Annotated in this window: 15 protein-coding genes; 12 read left to right on the forward strand and 3 right to left on the reverse strand. The window is 74.0% G+C overall.

Annotated elements, in window-relative coordinates; genetic code table 11:
• Window positions 1–109: 109 nt before the first annotated feature.
• Genes WCD74_RS08955 through WCD74_RS08995 form a run of 9 tightly spaced genes read left to right on the forward strand, consistent with a single transcriptional unit; the run spans window position 110 to window position 9,524 of the window.
• Window positions 110–1,285 carry an inositol-3-phosphate synthase gene (locus WCD74_RS08955; RefSeq protein WP_337694497.1) on the forward strand — a complete coding sequence of 392 codons (1,176 nt, stop codon included), beginning with the start codon at window positions 110–112 and terminating at the stop codon, window positions 1,283–1,285.
• Window positions 1,282–2,178, forward strand: a complete 897-nt coding sequence (locus tag WCD74_RS08960) for an HD domain-containing protein (RefSeq protein WP_337694498.1) — start codon at window positions 1,282–1,284, stop codon at window positions 2,176–2,178. Before WCD74_RS08955 ends, WCD74_RS08960 begins: the two co-directional genes overlap by 4 nt.
• Complete coding sequence (locus WCD74_RS08965; protein WP_337694499.1) at window positions 2,175–3,305, forward strand: class I SAM-dependent methyltransferase; 1,131 nt, start codon at window positions 2,175–2,177, stop codon at window positions 3,303–3,305. Before WCD74_RS08960 ends, WCD74_RS08965 begins: the two co-directional genes overlap by 4 nt.
• Window positions 3,302–4,324, forward strand: coding sequence for a Gfo/Idh/MocA family protein (locus WCD74_RS08970; RefSeq protein WP_337694500.1), 1,023 nt, complete (start codon window positions 3,302–3,304; stop codon window positions 4,322–4,324). The genes WCD74_RS08965 and WCD74_RS08970 overlap by 4 nt, the downstream gene beginning before the upstream one ends.
• On the forward strand, window positions 4,315–5,145 hold the full coding sequence (locus tag WCD74_RS08975; RefSeq protein WP_337694501.1) for an MBL fold metallo-hydrolase: 831 nt from the start codon (window positions 4,315–4,317) through the stop codon (window positions 5,143–5,145). Before WCD74_RS08970 ends, WCD74_RS08975 begins: the two co-directional genes overlap by 10 nt.
• Window positions 5,142–6,671, forward strand: a complete 1,530-nt coding sequence (locus WCD74_RS08980) for a YcaO-like family protein (protein ID WP_337694502.1) — start codon at window positions 5,142–5,144, stop codon at window positions 6,669–6,671. Before WCD74_RS08975 ends, WCD74_RS08980 begins: the two co-directional genes overlap by 4 nt.
• The gene (locus WCD74_RS08985) at window positions 6,668–7,513 is read left to right on the forward strand and encodes a sugar phosphate isomerase/epimerase family protein (RefSeq protein WP_337694503.1); all 846 of its coding nucleotides are present in this window, start codon (window positions 6,668–6,670) and stop codon (window positions 7,511–7,513) included. Before WCD74_RS08980 ends, WCD74_RS08985 begins: the two co-directional genes overlap by 4 nt.
• Window positions 7,510–8,766 carry a glycosyltransferase family 4 protein gene (locus WCD74_RS08990; RefSeq protein WP_337694504.1) on the forward strand — a complete coding sequence of 419 codons (1,257 nt, stop codon included), beginning with the start codon at window positions 7,510–7,512 and terminating at the stop codon, window positions 8,764–8,766. Before WCD74_RS08985 ends, WCD74_RS08990 begins: the two co-directional genes overlap by 4 nt.
• Before the next feature lie 26 nt (window positions 8,767–8,792).
• Window positions 8,793–9,524, forward strand: a complete 732-nt coding sequence (locus WCD74_RS08995; protein WP_337694505.1) for a PIG-L deacetylase family protein — start codon at window positions 8,793–8,795, stop codon at window positions 9,522–9,524.
• On the opposite strand, the gene WCD74_RS09000 is transcribed toward WCD74_RS08995, so the two are convergent.
• A complete protein-coding gene (locus WCD74_RS09000; protein WP_337694506.1) occupies window positions 9,508–10,461 on the reverse strand; it encodes a LysR family transcriptional regulator in 954 nt (317 codons plus the stop codon). The genes WCD74_RS08995 and WCD74_RS09000 overlap by 17 nt on opposite strands.
• Window positions 10,462–10,538: 77 nt before the next feature.
• Here WCD74_RS09000 and WCD74_RS09005 point away from each other — a divergent pair, with 77 nt between their 5' ends.
• Genes WCD74_RS09005 through WCD74_RS09015 form a run of 3 tightly spaced genes read left to right on the forward strand, consistent with a single transcriptional unit; the run spans window position 10,539 to window position 13,960 of the window.
• Window positions 10,539–11,231: a succinate dehydrogenase cytochrome b subunit gene (locus tag WCD74_RS09005; protein WP_337694507.1), complete on the forward strand. Its 693-nt coding sequence runs from the start codon at window positions 10,539–10,541 to the stop codon at window positions 11,229–11,231.
• A gap of 3 nt (window positions 11,232–11,234) precedes the next feature.
• Window positions 11,235–13,208, forward strand: coding sequence for a fumarate reductase/succinate dehydrogenase flavoprotein subunit (locus WCD74_RS09010; protein ID WP_337694508.1), 1,974 nt, complete (start codon window positions 11,235–11,237; stop codon window positions 13,206–13,208).
• Window positions 13,205–13,960: a succinate dehydrogenase/fumarate reductase iron-sulfur subunit gene (locus WCD74_RS09015; protein ID WP_337694509.1), complete on the forward strand. Its 756-nt coding sequence runs from the start codon at window positions 13,205–13,207 to the stop codon at window positions 13,958–13,960. The genes WCD74_RS09010 and WCD74_RS09015 overlap by 4 nt, the downstream gene beginning before the upstream one ends.
• Before the next feature lie 175 nt (window positions 13,961–14,135).
• On the opposite strand, the gene WCD74_RS09020 is transcribed toward WCD74_RS09015, so the two are convergent.
• Window positions 14,136–15,086 (reverse strand): DUF4097 family beta strand repeat-containing protein, encoded by a 951-nt coding sequence (locus WCD74_RS09020; protein ID WP_337694510.1) that lies wholly within the window; start codon window positions 15,084–15,086, stop codon window positions 14,136–14,138.
• A complete protein-coding gene (locus tag WCD74_RS09025; protein WP_337694511.1) occupies window positions 15,083–15,769 on the reverse strand; it encodes a toxin-antitoxin system HicB family antitoxin in 687 nt (228 codons plus the stop codon). Before WCD74_RS09025 ends, WCD74_RS09020 begins: the two co-directional genes overlap by 4 nt.
• Window positions 15,770–15,852 lie beyond the last annotated feature (83 nt).

Genomic DNA, 15,852 nt, shown 5'->3' on the forward strand with positions numbered 1-15,852 from the left:
CGACCGGACGTCCCGGAGAAGCTGCCGTTTGCCGACGAGGACCGGCCGGGGAGCACTCAGGGAGTCGGCCCGCGGACGCGCCGGGGCCTGGCAACGAGGAGGACGTCGGGTGTCGGACGAGCAGCGCAAGGTCGGGGTGGCCGTCGTCGGGGTCGGCGGCGCGGTGTCGACCACCGCGATCGCGGGGGTGGAGCTGCTGAAGGTCGGTGCGTGCGGGACGGACGGTCTGCCGTTCGCCGACGTCACCTCGCTGGTGCCCTACACGTCGTTGGTGTTCGGCGGCTGGGACCTCGACGGCGACGACCTCGCGAAGGCCGCCCACCTGCACCGGGTGCTCGAGCCGAACGTCATCGAGGCGTCGGGTGCGGGACTCGCCGCCGTCGCGCCGTGGCCCGCCGTCGCGGACCCGGAGTACTGCCGCAACGCCGTGGGGGCCAACGTCGTGCCCATCTCGTCGGTGCGTGGTCGCATCGACCACGTCCGGGCGGACATCGAGCGGTTCCGCACGGAGCAGGACCTGGACCGCGTCGTCGTCGTGAACCTCGCGTCGACCGAGCGCTGGCCGGACCTGACGCTGCCGGCGCTGCAGACGCCGGAGGCCTTCGAGCAGGCCGTCGACGCCGACGACCCGGTGATCAGCCCCAGCATGGTGTACGCCTACGCCGCGATCACCACGGACTCGCCGTACGTCAACTTCACCCCGAGCGCCTCGGCGGACATCCCGGCCCTGCTCGAGCTCGCCCTGCAGCGCGGCGTCCCGGTCGCCGGCAAGGACGGCAAGACCGGCCAGACGATGATCAAGACGGTGCTGGCGCCGGCCTTCGCGTCCCGCTCGCTCCACGTCGACGGGTGGTACTCCACGAACATCCTCGGCAACCGCGACGGCCAGGTCCTCGACGACGCCGACTCCCTCCAGGCGAAGCTGCAGACCAAGGGCAACGTCCTCGACCAGTGCCTCGGCTACCACGTCGAGGACCACCAGGTCCGGATCGACTACTACAAGCCCCGCGGCGACGAGAAGGAGGCCTGGGACAACGTCGACCTGACCGGCTTCCTCGGTCAGAAGATGCAGATCAAGGTCGACTTCCTGTGCCGCGACTCGATCCTCGCGGCGCCGCTGGTGCTCGAGCTGGCGCGCATGGTCGACGAGGCCGCCCGGCGCAAGGAGGGCGGGGCGCAGGAGCAGCTCGGCTACTTCTTCAAGGCGCCGATCACACGCGACGGCTCCGAGCCGGTGCACGCCCTCTACCGCCAGGAGCAGGTCCTGCGCGAGTGGCTCGGATGACGAGCACGCTCGTGGACCTGGTCGGCTGCCTCCGCGAGATCGGCGACCTCAAGCGGGTGCACGTCGCGGGCCGGCCCGGCTCGATCGCCGACCACGCCTTCCTGCGCGCGTGGTCGGCGCTGGCCGGAGGCGCCGACCCGACGAGCGTCGCCGACGCCGAGTGCGCGGCCGCGGTGGCGGGCGCCCGGCTCGCCGGCCTCGACGCCGGCGTGCTCCGGGACGCGGGTCTTCACGACGACGAGGCCCGCGCGGTCCGGGCCCGCGCGATCGCCGAGGTCGGCGCGGCGCTCCCCGACGACACGCGGCACCGCCTGGTCGACGCCCCCAACCCCGTCGAGGACCTCGCGCACGCCCCGGCGTTCGCGGCCGTCCTCGTCGACCAGCCCCGGGCCGGCGCGACCGCTCCCGGGCGGCCCCGGCTGATCGTCGAGCCGCCCGAGGACCACGGCGAGCACTGCTGGGCGGTCGCCGTCTACGGCGCCCTGCTGGCCGAGCAGCACGGCGCGGACCGGGGCGAGGCGTTCCTGCTCGGGCTCGCCCACCACCTGCACAACGTCGCCATGCCCGACGCCGGGTTCGCGGGGGAGATCCTGCTCGGCGACCACCTGGAGCCCGTGCTCGAGCGGCTCACCGAGCGCGAGCTGGCCACGCTGCCGACCGCACTCGCCGACCGCCTGCGGCCGCTGCTCGCGGCCCGTTCGGACGCCGACACCCCGCTGGGCCGGGCCTTCCACGCCGCGGACGTGCTCGACCGGGTGCTGCAGGTCCACCACCATGCTCGCGCAGCCGCGTTCACCGCGAAGGACGCGCTGGTCGACCTCGAGCTCGTCCACGTGTCCCCGGTGTCGGCCTACCACGACGCCGTCCTCACCGAGGCGGGCCTGCTGCCGTGATCGACCCCCTCTCGGGCCGCCCCCTGCACGCGGACACCGACCACTCGCTGACCGACGGTCGGCGGCGCTGGCCCGTGCTCGACGGCATCCCGTACCTGCGGGTGGACCGCGACGAGGTCGTCGAGTGGGCCCTCGCGGCCCTCGACGACGGGCGGCCGGGCGACGCGGCCGCGGTGCTCCTCGCCGACAACGACGACTGGTGGGACGAGCCGCCGCCACCGCCGGAGCGGCTGGCCGCGCTGTACGAGGCGGCGGCCGACCCGGCGACGACCCTGCGCGACGCCGTCCGCGGGCTGGGCCTGGGCCGAGTCGGGGACTACTTCCTGCACCGCGACCACGACCCGTCCGGCCTCGCCGTCACCGCGCTGGTCGCCACGCACCCGCCGGCCGGGCGACCGGTCGTCGACCTCGCCTGCGGCGCCGGGCACCTGTTGCGCCGCCTGGTCCTCGAGCCCGGCGAGGTCGGGCCCGCCACCGGGGTCGACGTCGTCTTCGGCAAGCTCTGGCTGGCCCGGCGCTTCGTCCTGCCGGCCGATGCCGAGGTGGCTCTGGTCTGCGCGGACCTGCGCGCGACGTGGCCGATCGAGCCCGACGGCGACCGCTGGGTCTGCTGCCACGACGCCCTGTACTTCCTGGACGACCCCGCGGACGTGCTGCACCGCGCCGTCGCGCTCGCCGGCCCCGGCGGCGCCGTCCTCGCCGCCCACTGCCACAACGCCGAGCACCCGCTCGGCGCCGCCGGGCACCCGCTGACGGTCGACGCCTGGGCCGCGCTGCTGCCGGACGCCCTGACCTACGCCGAGGAGGAGCTGACGCACGCGACGCTGGCGGGCCGCCCGGCCCGACCCGCCGTCGGGAACGGGTTGCGGTCCACCGAGGCGGTCGCCCTCGCCCTCGACCACGCGGACGCGACGCCGCGGGCGGGCCTGCTCGACCCGTCCCCGGGTGCACCGCTGCACCCGAACCCGCTCTACCGCGACGGCGTGCGGGAGTGGCCGAACGCGCGGTGGGGCGAGGAGTACGGCGCGCGCGCCGCCGAGTACCTCCCCGAGCACCGACCCGAGGACCTTCCCGACGACGAGGCGGCGCGGCGACGCGTGCTCGTCGAGCTCCCGGAGCGCTGGTGAGCACGGGGTGGGGCGTGGTCGGGCTGGGGTGGGTGGCCCGCGACCACGTGCTCCCCGCGATCGCCGCCGACCCGCACGCCCGCCTGGTCGGCGTGTGCGACCGCGACCCGGGCGCGCTCGCCGACCTGCCGGACGGTGTCCTCGCCACCGACGACCTCGCCGCGCTCGTCGACGCCGGCCCGGACGCGGTCTACGTCGCCACCCCCAACCACGCGCACCGGCCGTTGGTGTCCGCCCTCGCCGCGGCCGGGCTGCCGGTGCTGTGTGAGAAGCCGATGGCGCACACGGTCGCCGACGCGCGGGCCATGGTGGACGCGGCGGGCGACGGGTTGGTCGCGACCGCGTTCGACCAGCGCTTCCACCCCGCCCACGCGACGATCCGCGGGCTCGTGGCCGACGGCCGCCTGGGCACGGTGACGGCGGCCCGGATCGTCTACGGCTGCTGGCTCCCGCCGTCGTGGCGGCCGCCGCACACCCGCGACGACACCAACTGGCGCGTCGACACCGCGCTCGCCGGCGGCGGGGCGGCCATCGACCTGGCGCCGCACGGCATCGACCTGGTCGGGACCCTGCTCGGCGAGGACCTCACCCGCCTGACCGCGCTGACCCGCCGCCGGGTCCACGACTACGCCGACCCCGCCGCCGACGACGGCGCCGTGCTGGTCGGCGCCACCGCGTCCGGGACGCTGTTCGACGCCCACGTGAGCTTCTGCCTGCCCGACGCGCTGCCGCGGCGGCGCCTGGAACTGGTGGGCACGCGCGGGCAGCTGGTCGCCGAGGACACCCTGGGCCAGGTCGCCGGCGGCACCCTGACGCTGCACGACGCCGCCACCGGCGCCGCGGAGTCGGTCACGTTCGACCCGGACGGCCCGTTCGAGCGGCAGATCGCCGCGTTCGGCGCCGCCGTCCGCGGGGAACGCCCGTGGCCCTGGCCGCTCGCCCGTGACCTCGCCCTGCACGAACTGCTGCTGGACGCACTCGCCCGCGCAGACCGACCCGAGGAGTCGACGTGCCCCTGAGCCCCTGGACCTGCACCAACTGCGGCCACTGGCAGCGCTGGTTCGCCGTCCCGCCGGCCTGCCCGGTCTGCACCGACGTCCGCAACGCCCTGCCCGACGACGGGTGGGACTTCCGGCCGCTGGACGAGATCGCGCGAGGCCGCGAGGCGCGCTGGGCCGAGGTGCGGCCGGGGATCACCGGGTTCTGGTGCGAGCCGCAGGTCGGGCTCGGCACGAGCGGGTGGGTGATCGAGACCGACGACGGGCTGGTCGGCTGGGAGGGCGCCGGCTTCTACCCCGACGAGGGCCTCGCCGAGATCCGTCGCCGGGGCGGCCTGATCGCACTGGCCGCGAGCCACGTCCACGGGTACGGCGCGCTGTTCCAGCTCCAGGACGCCCTGGACCCGCCGGTCATGGCGATCGGGGTGCGCGACCTGGAGTGGACCAAGACGTTCCGGGTGACGTGGCCGCTCGACGACCGCCACGAGTTCGCGCCCGGCCTGGTCGCGCACCGCACCGGCGGGCACTTCGACGGCCACATGGTGCTGCACGACGAGCGCCGGCGGGTGCTGTTCTGCGGCGACATGCTCAAGGCGGCGCTCGACGACGAGGGCCGGGCGACCGGACTCTCCGCCCACAAGGCCTACCACGCGCAGATCCCGCTCTCCCACCAGGAGATCCGGGACGCCTACAAGATCATCGGCTCCCTGGACTTCGACGCCGTCGCCACGCCGTTCGAGTTCGTCGAGGGCGTCACCACCGCCCACGTGCTCGCGCTCTACGACCGGCTGCTGTCCGCGCAGCCGGTCGCGGGTCCGATCCCGCTGGCGGAGCTCTCGTGACCCTCGACGCCGACCTGGACGCCGTGGCGCAGGCCTACACGGACGCCCTGCCGTCGGGGGAGACCGACGAGATCGCCCTCGGGTCGGTCGACCACACCGGGGTGCACGTGATCGCGGCCGACTTCGCCGACCCCTCCGGCGAGTGGCCCCGCTCCGGCGCGTTCGGCTACGGGCTCACCGCCGACCGCGCCCGGGTCGCCGCCCGCGCGGAGCTCGCCGAGGAGATGCTGCTCTCCCGCCACCTGCGCACCCTGGCGCGCACCCGCGACTCCTACACCGCGCTGCGGGCCCGCCTCGGCGATGCCCGGGTGGTCGACCCGGTCCGCCTCGTCCTGCCCGCCGGGACGCGCTACGACCCGGACGCCGAGCGCTGGTGGCTGCCGGCCACGCGGGTGCGGACGGGGGAGACCGTGCTGGTGCCGGCCGAGTTCGCCGCCGCCTACCCCGTCGACCTGCCGTGGCAGGACCCGGCGGAGCGGCTCACGACCGTCATCACCAACGGCTGCGGTGCCGGCGACACCGTCGAGCGCGCGCTCGCCCACGCCCTCGGGGAGCTCCTCCAGCGCGACGGCAACGCGACCGCGTTCCGCGCGCTCGACCGCGGCCTCGTGATCGACACCGGTCGCGACGACGAGCTCGTCGCCGACCCGGACACCCGCGCGCTGCTCGGGCGCCTGCGCGACGCCGGGCTGCGCGTCGTCCCGAAGCTGGCCTCGACCGCGTTCGGCGTCACCGACCTGCACGTCGTCGGGTACGACGTCGCCGGCGACCCGCCGCACCCGATCGCGCTGACCGCCTGCGGCGAGGCCGCCCACCCCGACCGCGAGGTCGCGCTGCAGAAGGCGGTGCTGGAGTTCTGCTCCGCCCGCGTGCGCAAGACGTTCGCGCACGCCGACCTCGACACGGTGCGCCCGCTCGCCCCCGCGAGCTACTGGGAGCGCGAGTTCGCCCAGCCCTTGCCCCCGCAGGAGGCCCGCGCCTTCCGCGCCATGCAGGACTGGGCCGGGCGCCGCGCCGACGACCTGCGCGACCTGCTGGAACCGGTGCTGGCCGAACACTCGCGCGTGCGGTTCGACGAGCTGCCCACGACGCCCGTGCACACCCCGGTCGCGCTCCTCGACGACCTCATGGGCCGGCTGCGGGAGTTCGACGTGCTCGCCGTGCTGGCCGATGACGACGGCGCCTGTGTCGCCAAGGTGATCGTCCCGGGGCTGGAGGTCGAGACGATGTCCTACGGGCGGATCGGCCGCCGCGGGGTGGACCGGCTGCTCGACCGCGCGAGCGACCCGCACGACCCGGCCTTCGGGCTGGTCGGGCTCGGCGACCCACCCCACGCTGCGGCCCTGCCGGTCCTGCTCCCCGACGACGAGGCGGCGCGGCTGTCCGACGAGCGCGGCAGCGACCGCGCCTGGCTGGACCGCGACCGCGTCGACCGGGTGGTCGGCGACCTCTACCCGCTCTACCGCGAACCGACCCGGCACGCCGTCGCCCGCGTGGCCGCGGGGGAGGAGGTGCGGTTCGGATGACCATCCGCTGGGCCTACAACACGAACGGCCTCACGTCCCACCGGCTCGACGACGCCCTGGAGATGCTGGCCGACCACGGGTACGCCGGGGTCGCGCTGACCCTCGACGTCGCCCACCACGACCCGTTCGCCCCCGACCTCGCGGCCCGCACCGCGACCCTGGCCGAGCGCCTGCGCGACCTGGAACTGGGCAGCGTCGTCGAGACCGGCGCCCGGTTCCTGCTCGACCCGCGCCGCAAGCACCACCCCACGTTGGTCAGTGCCGACGCCTCGGACCGGGCCCGCCGCATCGACTTCCTGCGGCTGTGCGTGGACGTCGCCGCGGACCTCGGCAGCGAGGCGGTGTCGTTCTGGGCGGGGGTACTCGCGCCGGAGCTGGACGCGGACGACGCCTGGAAGCACCTGGTGCACGGCGTCGCGACGGTCGCCGAGCACGCGCGGCGCCGCGGCGTGACCGTCGCCGTCGAGCCGGAGCCCGGGATGCTGGTCGACGACCTCGACGACTGGACCTCGCTGCAGTCCGAGGTCCCCGACATCACGCTGGCCCTCGACACCGGCCACTGCATCGTCTCCGGCCGCTGGGAGCCCGCCGCCGCGGTGCGCGCGTTCGCCGGGCACCTGGGGGCGGTCGCCGTGGAGGACATGCCGCGCGGCGTGCACGACCACCGCGCCCCCGGTGAGGGCGACATGGACCTGGGCGCCGTCGTCGGCGCGCTGCGCCACGTGGGGCACCGCGGGCTGGTCAGCCTGGAGCTCTCCCGCGACTCCCACCGCGCCGACCGGCTCGTGCCGGAGGCGATCGCGACGCTGCGGGCGCTGGAGAACGGGGAGGAGGACACATGAGGATCTGTTTCGTCTCGCGCCGCTACTGGCCGGCCGTCTCGGGGATGAGCGCGTACGCGGAGAACCTGCTGCGCCACCTCGTCCGGGCGGGCCACGACGTCACGATGATCTCCCAGTACCGCGGCGACCCGGAGGGCCGCGCAGTGTACGGCGGCGGACCGCCGCCACCGGAGCGGGTGCCCGACGGCGTCGAGGTGGTGGCGCTCGAGGCCCTCGGCGAGCAGGAGGTCGCCGCCGGCCGCCCGGCGGACTTCGAGGCCGACGTCGAGACGATGCGGGCGACGATCGCGCGGCTGCACGCGCAGCGCCCGTTCGACGTGCTGCACGCCCAGTACGCCTACCCCAACGGCCTGGCCGTGCTGCGCGCCGCGCACGAGCTGGGCCTGCCCGCCGTCGTGAGCGTGCAGGGCGGCGACGGCCACTGGGTGGGCACGTGCTGCACCACCCACCGCGAGCTGGTCCGCGCGGTGTTCACGCACGCGCCGGCGCTGGTGATCGGCTCGCCGTCGTTCGCGGCCGAGGTGTCCGCCCGCCACGAGGTCGACCCGGCGCGCTGGACGATCGTCTCCGGGGCCACCGACACCGAACGGTTCACCCCGGCGCACGACCCCGGGGCGCTCTCCGCGGAGCCCGTGCTGCTCTACCACGGTCGCGTCGACGCCCGGAAGGGCGTGCTCGACCTGCTCGAGGCGCACCGGATGCTGCTCGACGCCGGCCGCACGGTCCGCCTGGTCGTCTCCGGGATCGGGCCGGACACCGCGCTGGTGGCGGAGCGCGTCACCGAGCTCGGCCTCGACGACCACGTCGACCAGCTCGGCTACACGCCCTACGAGCAGGCGCACGAGGTGTACGGGCGCGGCGAGGTCTTCGTCAGCCCCACCTACGCGGAGGGGTTCTCCAACACGATCCTCGAGGCGATGGCCTCCGGGTTGCCGGTGGTCTCCACGGACGTCGTCGGGGTCCGGGACTGCGTGCGGCCGGGCGACAACGGCGTGCTGGTGCCGGCGAAGGACCCGGCCGCACTGGCTGCCGGGATCGCCCGGGTCCTCGACGACGACGGGCTGCGGGTGGGCATGGCCCGGCGCGCGCTCGACGAGGTGCGGGCCGTGTGGTCGTGGCCGGTGATCGCCGACCGGGTCACCGACGTCTACGACGGTGCTTCCCGACGAGTCCGCGACGTGCCGGTCCCCGCCGTCCCCGACCCACCCGTGGACCCGTCCTGCCGGTTCCGCGCGGCCCCGCACCTGCTGTGACCGGAGGCGAGCGGAGCGACGGGGGGATGACGGTGATCGCGGTCAGCCCGCACCTCGACGACGCCGTGTTCTCGGTCGGCGGCACGCTCGCGCGGCTGGGGGCCGACACCCTCGTCGTCACGTGTTTCACCGGCTCGACCGATCCCGCCGTCGTGACCCCGTTCGGCCTGTCGACGCAGCTGGACAAGGGACTGGCGGCCGACGTGGACTACATGGCGCTGCGCCGCGAGGAGGACCGGCGCGCGTTGGAGACCCTCGGGGTGACGGGGCGGCACCTGGGGCTGCTCGAGGCGCCGCACCGCGGGTACGACTCCGCCCCCGAGCTGTTCGCGGGCCGCCACGACGACGACGTGGTGGCCGGTCCGTTGGCCGAGGCCCTGGCGCCGCTGCTCGCCGACGCCGACGTCGTGCTGGCCCCGCAGGCGCTCGGGGACCACGTCGACCACCAGTGGGTCTCCGCGGTGGTGTCCGAACTCGTGGACCCCGCACGCGTCGCGTGGTGGCGCGACACCCCCTACGTGCTCCGCCGCCCCGACGCGGTGCCGATGGACCACGTGGCCGGGCGCGAGGTCGCGGTGGACGTGGCGTCGGTGCTGGAGCGCAAGGTCGCGGCGGCGTGCTGCTACGTCACGCAGGTGCCGTTCCAGTTCGGTTCCGACGACGACGCCGGGGCCGCGCTCGGCGCGGCGCCCGCCGAGGTGCTGCGCGCCGGCGGCATTGCCCGGGAGGTGCTCGGTGGGCTCACGCGGGGTGGATGAACCGCACGCCCGGCGGGAGGCCGCCGGTGCGGGAGGTCCGCGCGAGGACGGCGAGCAGGGTCTCCCGGAACGCCTCCGCGGCGCGGGTGGGGGAGACGTCGGTGCGGTGCGCGAGCGCGATCGTGCGGTGCGTCCACCCGGAGCCGTCCAGCCGGGTGGGGCGCAGCCCGGAGCGTCCCGCCAGCACCAGGCTGGGCACGATCGCGACCCCGAGCCCGCGCTCGACCATGCGCAGCACGGCGTCCATCTCGCCGCCCTCGACGGCGATGCGCGGCGTCACCCCGGCCGCGGCGCACGCCGAGAGCACCGCCTCGCGCAGCTCGTAGCCGGGGCGGTTGAGCACCATCGGGTGCCGGGCGATCTCGGCGATGCCCGCGTGGTCGCCGAGCACCTCGTCGAGCGGGGTCTGCCCCGCCGTCGCCGACACCGCGACCAGCTCCTCGCGCAGCACCGGGGTCAGCGCGAGGGCCGCCGTCGGGAGCCGGTCGGCCTGGTGGATGAGCAGGGCGAGGTCGAGCTGGCCGTCCTCCAGGTCGGCCACCAGGTCCTGCGAGCCGCCCTCGGAGATCTGCAGCGAGATGCCGGGGTAGGAGGCGTGGAACACCGCGAGGACGTCGGCCACGACGCTGACGCACAGCGAGGGCGTGGCACCGAGCCGGAGGCGCCCGCGGCGGAGGTCGGCGAGCTCGGCGATCTCCAGCCGGGCGGTCTCGACGTCGGCGACGATGCGGCGGGCGAGCGGCAGCAGGGTGTCACCCGCCGAGGTGAGTGTGACGTGATCGCGACCCCGGGTGAACAAGGTCTCACCGAGATCATCTTCGAGGGCCTGGATCTGGCGGCTCAGGGTGGGCTGCGCGACGCGCACATCCGCCGCTGCCTGCACGAACCGGCCGGTGTCCGCCACAGCGAGGAAGTACCTGAGCTGTTTGAGGGTCACTCCGATAGCTTATGTGCATCGCTGAACCGTCTTGCATGCATTGGCAGTCGGCGTGTTCCCGGGCTTAGCGTGTCGTCGTGGTCCTGACCCAGCAGCGCAACATCGTGACGAGGACGTGGGGCACGTCCGTCGGCAAGAAGTTCGTCATGGCCGTCACCGGCGTGATCTTCCTGCTGTACGTGATCGCCCACATGATCGGCAACCTGAAGATCTTCTTCGGGCAGGAGACGTTCGACTCCTACTCCGAGCACCTGCGCACGCTCGGCGCCGAGATCTTCGGCTACGAGGGCGTGCTGTGGGGCATCCGCGTCGTGCTGCTGGCCTCGGTCGTGCTGCACATGGTCGCGGCGTTCAGCCTCTGGTACCGGGCCAAGAAGGCACGCCCGGTCGGCTACCAGCACAAGGGCCACCAGGGCAGCTACGCCGCCCGCACCATGCGCTGGGGCGGCGTGATCATCGCGCTGTTCGTGATCTGGCACATCCTCGACCTCACGACCGGCACGGTGAACCCCGCGGACGGCGACGCGACGGCCTACGACAAGCTCGTCGCGAGCTTCGACCGCCCGGTCGTGGCGATCTTCTACATCCTCGCGATGGTCGCGCTGAGCCTGCACATCAGCCACGGGCTGTGGTCGGCCACGCAGACGTTCGGCGGCAACAGCGCGGTCCGCCAGCACGCCCTGAAGTCCTTCTCCATCGGTGTCGGCGTCGTGATCGCGGTCGGATTCGCGATCGTCCCGGTGTCGGTCATGATCGGTCTGGTGAGGTGAGAGATGTCTGAGCTGCAGGACGAGCCCACGGCGGTCCAGGGCGAGGGGCGTTGGCTGCTCGGTGACCCGATCGCCGACAACCGTGCACCGGACAGCCCGATCGGCGACCGGTGGAACGACCGCAAGTTCTCCGCGCGGCTGGTCAACCCGGCCAACCGCCGCAAGATGACCGCGATCATCGTCGGGACCGGTCTGGCGGGCGGCGCGGCCGCCGCGACGCTCGGCGAGGCGGGCTACCACGTCAAGTCCTTCTGCTTCCAGGACTCGCCGCGGCGCGCGCACTCGATCGCCGCGCAGGGCGGGATCAACGCGGCGAAGAACTACCGCAACGACGGCGACTCGGTGCACCGGCTGTTCTACGACACCGTCAAGGGCGGCGACTTCCGCTCACGCGAGTCGAACGTGCACCGTCTCGCCGAGGCGTCGGTCAACATCATCGACCAGTGCGTGGCGCAGGGCGTCCCGTTCGCGCGGGAGTACTCCGGCCTGCTCGACACCCGGTCGTTCGGTGGCACGCAGGTCTCGCGGACGTTCTACGCCCGCGGCCAGACGGGCCAGCAGCTGCTGCTCGGCGCCTACCAGGCCCTGGAGCGCCAGATCGCGGCCGGCACCGTCGAGATGCACCCGCGCACCGAGATGCTCGACCTGATCGTCGCCGACGGCCGGGCGCGCGGCATCGTCACGCGCAGCGTGCTCACCGGGCAGATCGAGACCCACCTCGCGGACGTCGTGGTGCTCTGCACCGGCGGCTACGGCAACGTCTACTACCTGTCGACGAACGCCAAGGGCTCGAACGTCACGGCCGCCTGGCGGGCGCACAAGCGGGGGGCGCTGTTCGCGAACCCCTGCTACACGCAGATCCACCCGACCTGCATCCCGGTCTCCGGCGAGTACCAGTCGAAGCTGACCCTGATGTCGGAGTCGCTGCGCAACGACGGCCGCGTCTGGGTGCCGAAGGAGCGCGGCGACTCGCGCCCGCCGAACCAGATCCCCGAGGACGAGCGGGACTACTACCTGGAGCGGCAGTACCCCAGCTTCGGCAACCTGGTGCCGCGCGACATCGCCTCGCGCGCCGCGAAGAACATGTGCGACGCCGAGCACGGCGTCGGCCCGGGCGGGCTGGGCGTGTACCTGGACTTCAAGGACGCGATCGGCCGTCTCGGCCGGCACGCCGTGGAGGCCAAGTACGGGAACCTGTTCGAGATGTACCAGCGCATCACCGGGGACGACCCGTACGAGACGCCGATGCGCATCTACCCGGCCATCCACTACACGATGGGCGGGCTGTGGGTCGACTACGACCTGCGCTCGACGATCCCGGGCCTGTTCGTGGGCGGCGAGGCCAACTTCTCCGATCACGGCGCGAACCGCCTCGGCGCCTCCGCGCTGATGCAGGGCCTGGCCGACGGGTACTTCGTGCTGCCGACGACGGTGCCGAACTACCTCGCCGACGGGCCGTTCGACCCGATCGACGAGAGCCACCCGGCCGTCGTCGAGGCCGTCGAGGCGACCCGCAACCGCATCGACACGCTGCTCTCGGCCAACGGCAACCGCACCGTGGACTCCTTCCACCGCGAGCTCGGCCAGCTCGTGTGGGACCAGTGCGGCATGGCCCGCAGCAAGGAGGGCCTGGAGAAGGCCCTCGATCGGCTCCCCTCGCTGCGCGAGGAGTTCTGGCGCGACGTCAAGATCGTCGGCACCGGCGACGGGTTCAACCAGTCGCTGGAGAAGGCCGGCCGCGTCGCCGACTTCATGGAGCTCGCCGAGCTCATGTGCACCGACGCCCTGCACCGCGAGGAGTCCTGCGGCGGGCACTTCCGCGTCGAGCACCAGACCGAGGACGGCGAGGCGCAGCGCGACGACGAGAACTTCTCCTACGTCGCCGCGTGGGAGTACGGGAACGGCGGCAAGCCGGTCCTGCACAAGGAGGACCTCGAGTTCTCCTACGTCCACCCGAGTCAGCGGAGTTACAAGTGAAGCTCACACTGCGCGTGTGGCGTCAGAAGAACGCTGACGCCAAGGGCAAGATGGTCAAGTACAAGCTGGACGACGTCGACGAGGACATGTCGTTCCTCGAGATGCTGGACGTGCTCAACGAGCAGCTCCAGCTCGCCGGGGAGGACCCGGTGTCGTTCGACCACGACTGCCGCGAGGGCATCTGCGGCTCGTGCGCGATGGTCATCAACGGCCAGCCGCACGGCCCGCAGAAGAACACGACGACCTGCCAGCTGCACATGCGGCACTTCAAGGACGGCGACACGATCGACGTGGAGCCGTGGCGGGCGCGGGCGTTCCCGATCATCAAGGACCTGGTGACCGACCGGTCGGCCTTCGACCAGATCATCCAGTCCGGCGGCTACGTCAGCGTCAACACCGGGTCCGCGCCGGAGGCGCACGCGACGCCGGTCGACAAGGTCTCGGCCGACGACGCGTTCGACGCCGCGACCTGCATCGGCTGCGGCGCCTGCGTCGCGGCCTGCCCGAACGGCAGCTCGATGCTGTTCACGGCCGCCAAGATCACGCACCTCGGGCTCCTGCCGCAGGGCCAGCCCGAGCGCCAGACCCGCGCGATCTCCATGCTGGCCAAGCAGGACGAGCTCGACTTCGGCGGCTGCACCAACGTCGGCGCGTGCGCGGAGGTCTGCCCCAAGGGCATCCCGCTGGCGTCGATCTCGCAGCTCAACCACGACGTCCTCGGCGCCACCCTCGCGGGGGCGCGGAGCGACTAGGTCCGTCCCGCACGCACGAACGGCCCGTTCGTCACGATCTTCCGTGATGAACGGGCCGTTCGTGGTTCCGGGTTGGTGCGTGCACCGGGCCTCGGCCGTCGATCGGAACGAGCGACCCGTTCGTGGCCTCTATCTGCACGAACGGGTCGTTCGTTCCGCGAGGGGGACGGCGACCTCAGGCCCCGGCGCGCACCACCCGGGTGTCGCCCGCCGCCGCGCGCCCGCGGATGCGGACCGTTCCCGACGACCGGTCGTGCTCGCTCCGGGTGGCGGACACCGGCAGGTCCGACGTCGAGCGCCCGGCCGCCGAGCGGAGGTCCACCGACGCGTCGACCCCGGCGTGCACGCCGACCTGGATCGTCCCGGCCCCGGTGGAGAGGTCCAGGTCGCCCGCCGAGGCGTCTCGGACGGTCACGTTCCCGCTGCCGCAGCGCACCGCGAGGTCCGCGGCGACCCGGCCGGCGGTGACCGACCCGCTGCCGGTGACCACCTCGACGCCCGCGGTGACCCCGTCGAGGAACACGTCGCCCGCGCCGCCCTTGACCCGCAGCGGGCCCTCGACCCGGCCGACGGTCACGTCACCGGCGCCGCAGCGGATGCGCGAGCGCTCGGCGGTGCGGTCGAGCGAGACGGAACCGGTGGTCGCGACCTCGACCGTGCCCGGCCGTCCCGCGACGTCGACCGGCGCGGCCCCGGCCCGCACCGTGACGGCGGAGCCCTCCGGGGCGTGCACGACGACGGCCAGGGGCACGGTGCGCAGCGCGACCTCCTGCGGCGAGCGGACCCGCAGGGCACCGGCCTCCCACGCGATCGTCGTCTCCGCGACCGCCCGCGCGGCCCGTTCCTCAGGCGACTCGTCGCGCCGCACGCCCAGCCCGGCCAGGGAGCCCAGGTCGACCCCGAACCGGGCCTCGAGCCCGCTCGCGGCGTCGACCAGGCCCGCCAGGCCGCGCACCCAGCCCGGAGCGCCCTCGGCGTCGGCCGCGACCTCGACCGACACGGTGTCGGCGCCGGCGGTGGCGTCGAGGCGCACGTCCACCCGGCCGGCGTCGATCTCCACCACGAGCTCGGCGGGCCCGGTGGTGGGGAACCGCTCGGACCGGCGCATCTCCTCGGGCGCGCTCATCCCCGCACCCACCCGGAGACCCCGGAGCCGCCGGAGCCGCCCTCGTCGTCGGGATCGTCGTCGGAGGAGGAGCCCTTCGGGCCCTCCGAGGGGCGCTCCGGCCGCTCGGGACGCTCGTCCGGGCCCCAGGACCCCTCCCACCGACGGCGGCCGTGGCCGTGACCCAGGTTGTCGCGCAGCGCGCCCTGGACGGCCTGGGAGATCCAGGAGTTCAACGACATCCCCTGTGAGGCCGCGGCCTGCTCGGCCTGGCCCTTGATCTGGTCGACCAGGCGCAGCGTCATTCGGGAGATGTCGCCCATGTCCGCGCCGGGTCGGCCGGGCGGGGTGAAGCCGGGCTGCTCGCCGGGCCGTCGGAAGGGTCCGCCGGGACCGGCGAACGGGCTGGACGAGGGGCCGGCGAAGAAGCCGGACTGCTCGTCGGAGCCGGCGTTCGCGGGTCCTTCCCTGTCCACGACCACCTCCACCTCCCGCCCGCGCAGGCGCAGGGAGACCGCGTGGTCGTCGAGCTTCTCGGAGATCTCGGCGGTGAGGTCGGACAGGGCGTTCTGCAGCGCGAGGCGGACGGCGGGCTCGAGAGCCCCGGCCAGCGCGGTGCCGGCCCGGGCGGTCTGCTCGTCGCCCACCGACGACGCGGCGGCGAGGTCGTCCCGCAGCGCGGTGACGTAGGGCGTGAGGTCCATGGGCACCACAGTGACACCATGACGACACCACGGCAAGGAGTTCTGCTGTCGGAGAACGACACCACGCGGTGTCTGCCGTGGCT

The organism is Actinomycetospora aurantiaca (assembly GCF_037401875.1).
Taxonomy (GTDB): domain Bacteria; phylum Actinomycetota; class Actinomycetes; order Mycobacteriales; family Pseudonocardiaceae; genus Actinomycetospora; species Actinomycetospora aurantiaca.

Coding starts and splice junctions, on each gene's coding strand:
- WCD74_RS09020 (WP_337694510.1), bottom strand. CDS start 15,086: ATGAGCGCGCCCGAGGAGATGCGCCGGTCCGAGCGGTTCCCCACCACC.
- WCD74_RS08960 (WP_337694498.1), top strand. CDS start 1,282: ATGACGAGCACGCTCGTGGACCTGGTCGGCTGCCTCCGCGAGATCGGC.
- WCD74_RS09010 (WP_337694508.1), top strand. CDS start 11,235: ATGTCTGAGCTGCAGGACGAGCCCACGGCGGTCCAGGGCGAGGGGCGT.
- WCD74_RS09025 (WP_337694511.1), bottom strand. CDS start 15,769: ATGGACCTCACGCCCTACGTCACCGCGCTGCGGGACGACCTCGCCGCC.
- WCD74_RS08995 (WP_337694505.1), top strand. CDS start 8,793: ATGACGGTGATCGCGGTCAGCCCGCACCTCGACGACGCCGTGTTCTCG.
- WCD74_RS08990 (WP_337694504.1), top strand. CDS start 7,510: ATGAGGATCTGTTTCGTCTCGCGCCGCTACTGGCCGGCCGTCTCGGGG.
- WCD74_RS08985 (WP_337694503.1), top strand. CDS start 6,668: ATGACCATCCGCTGGGCCTACAACACGAACGGCCTCACGTCCCACCGG.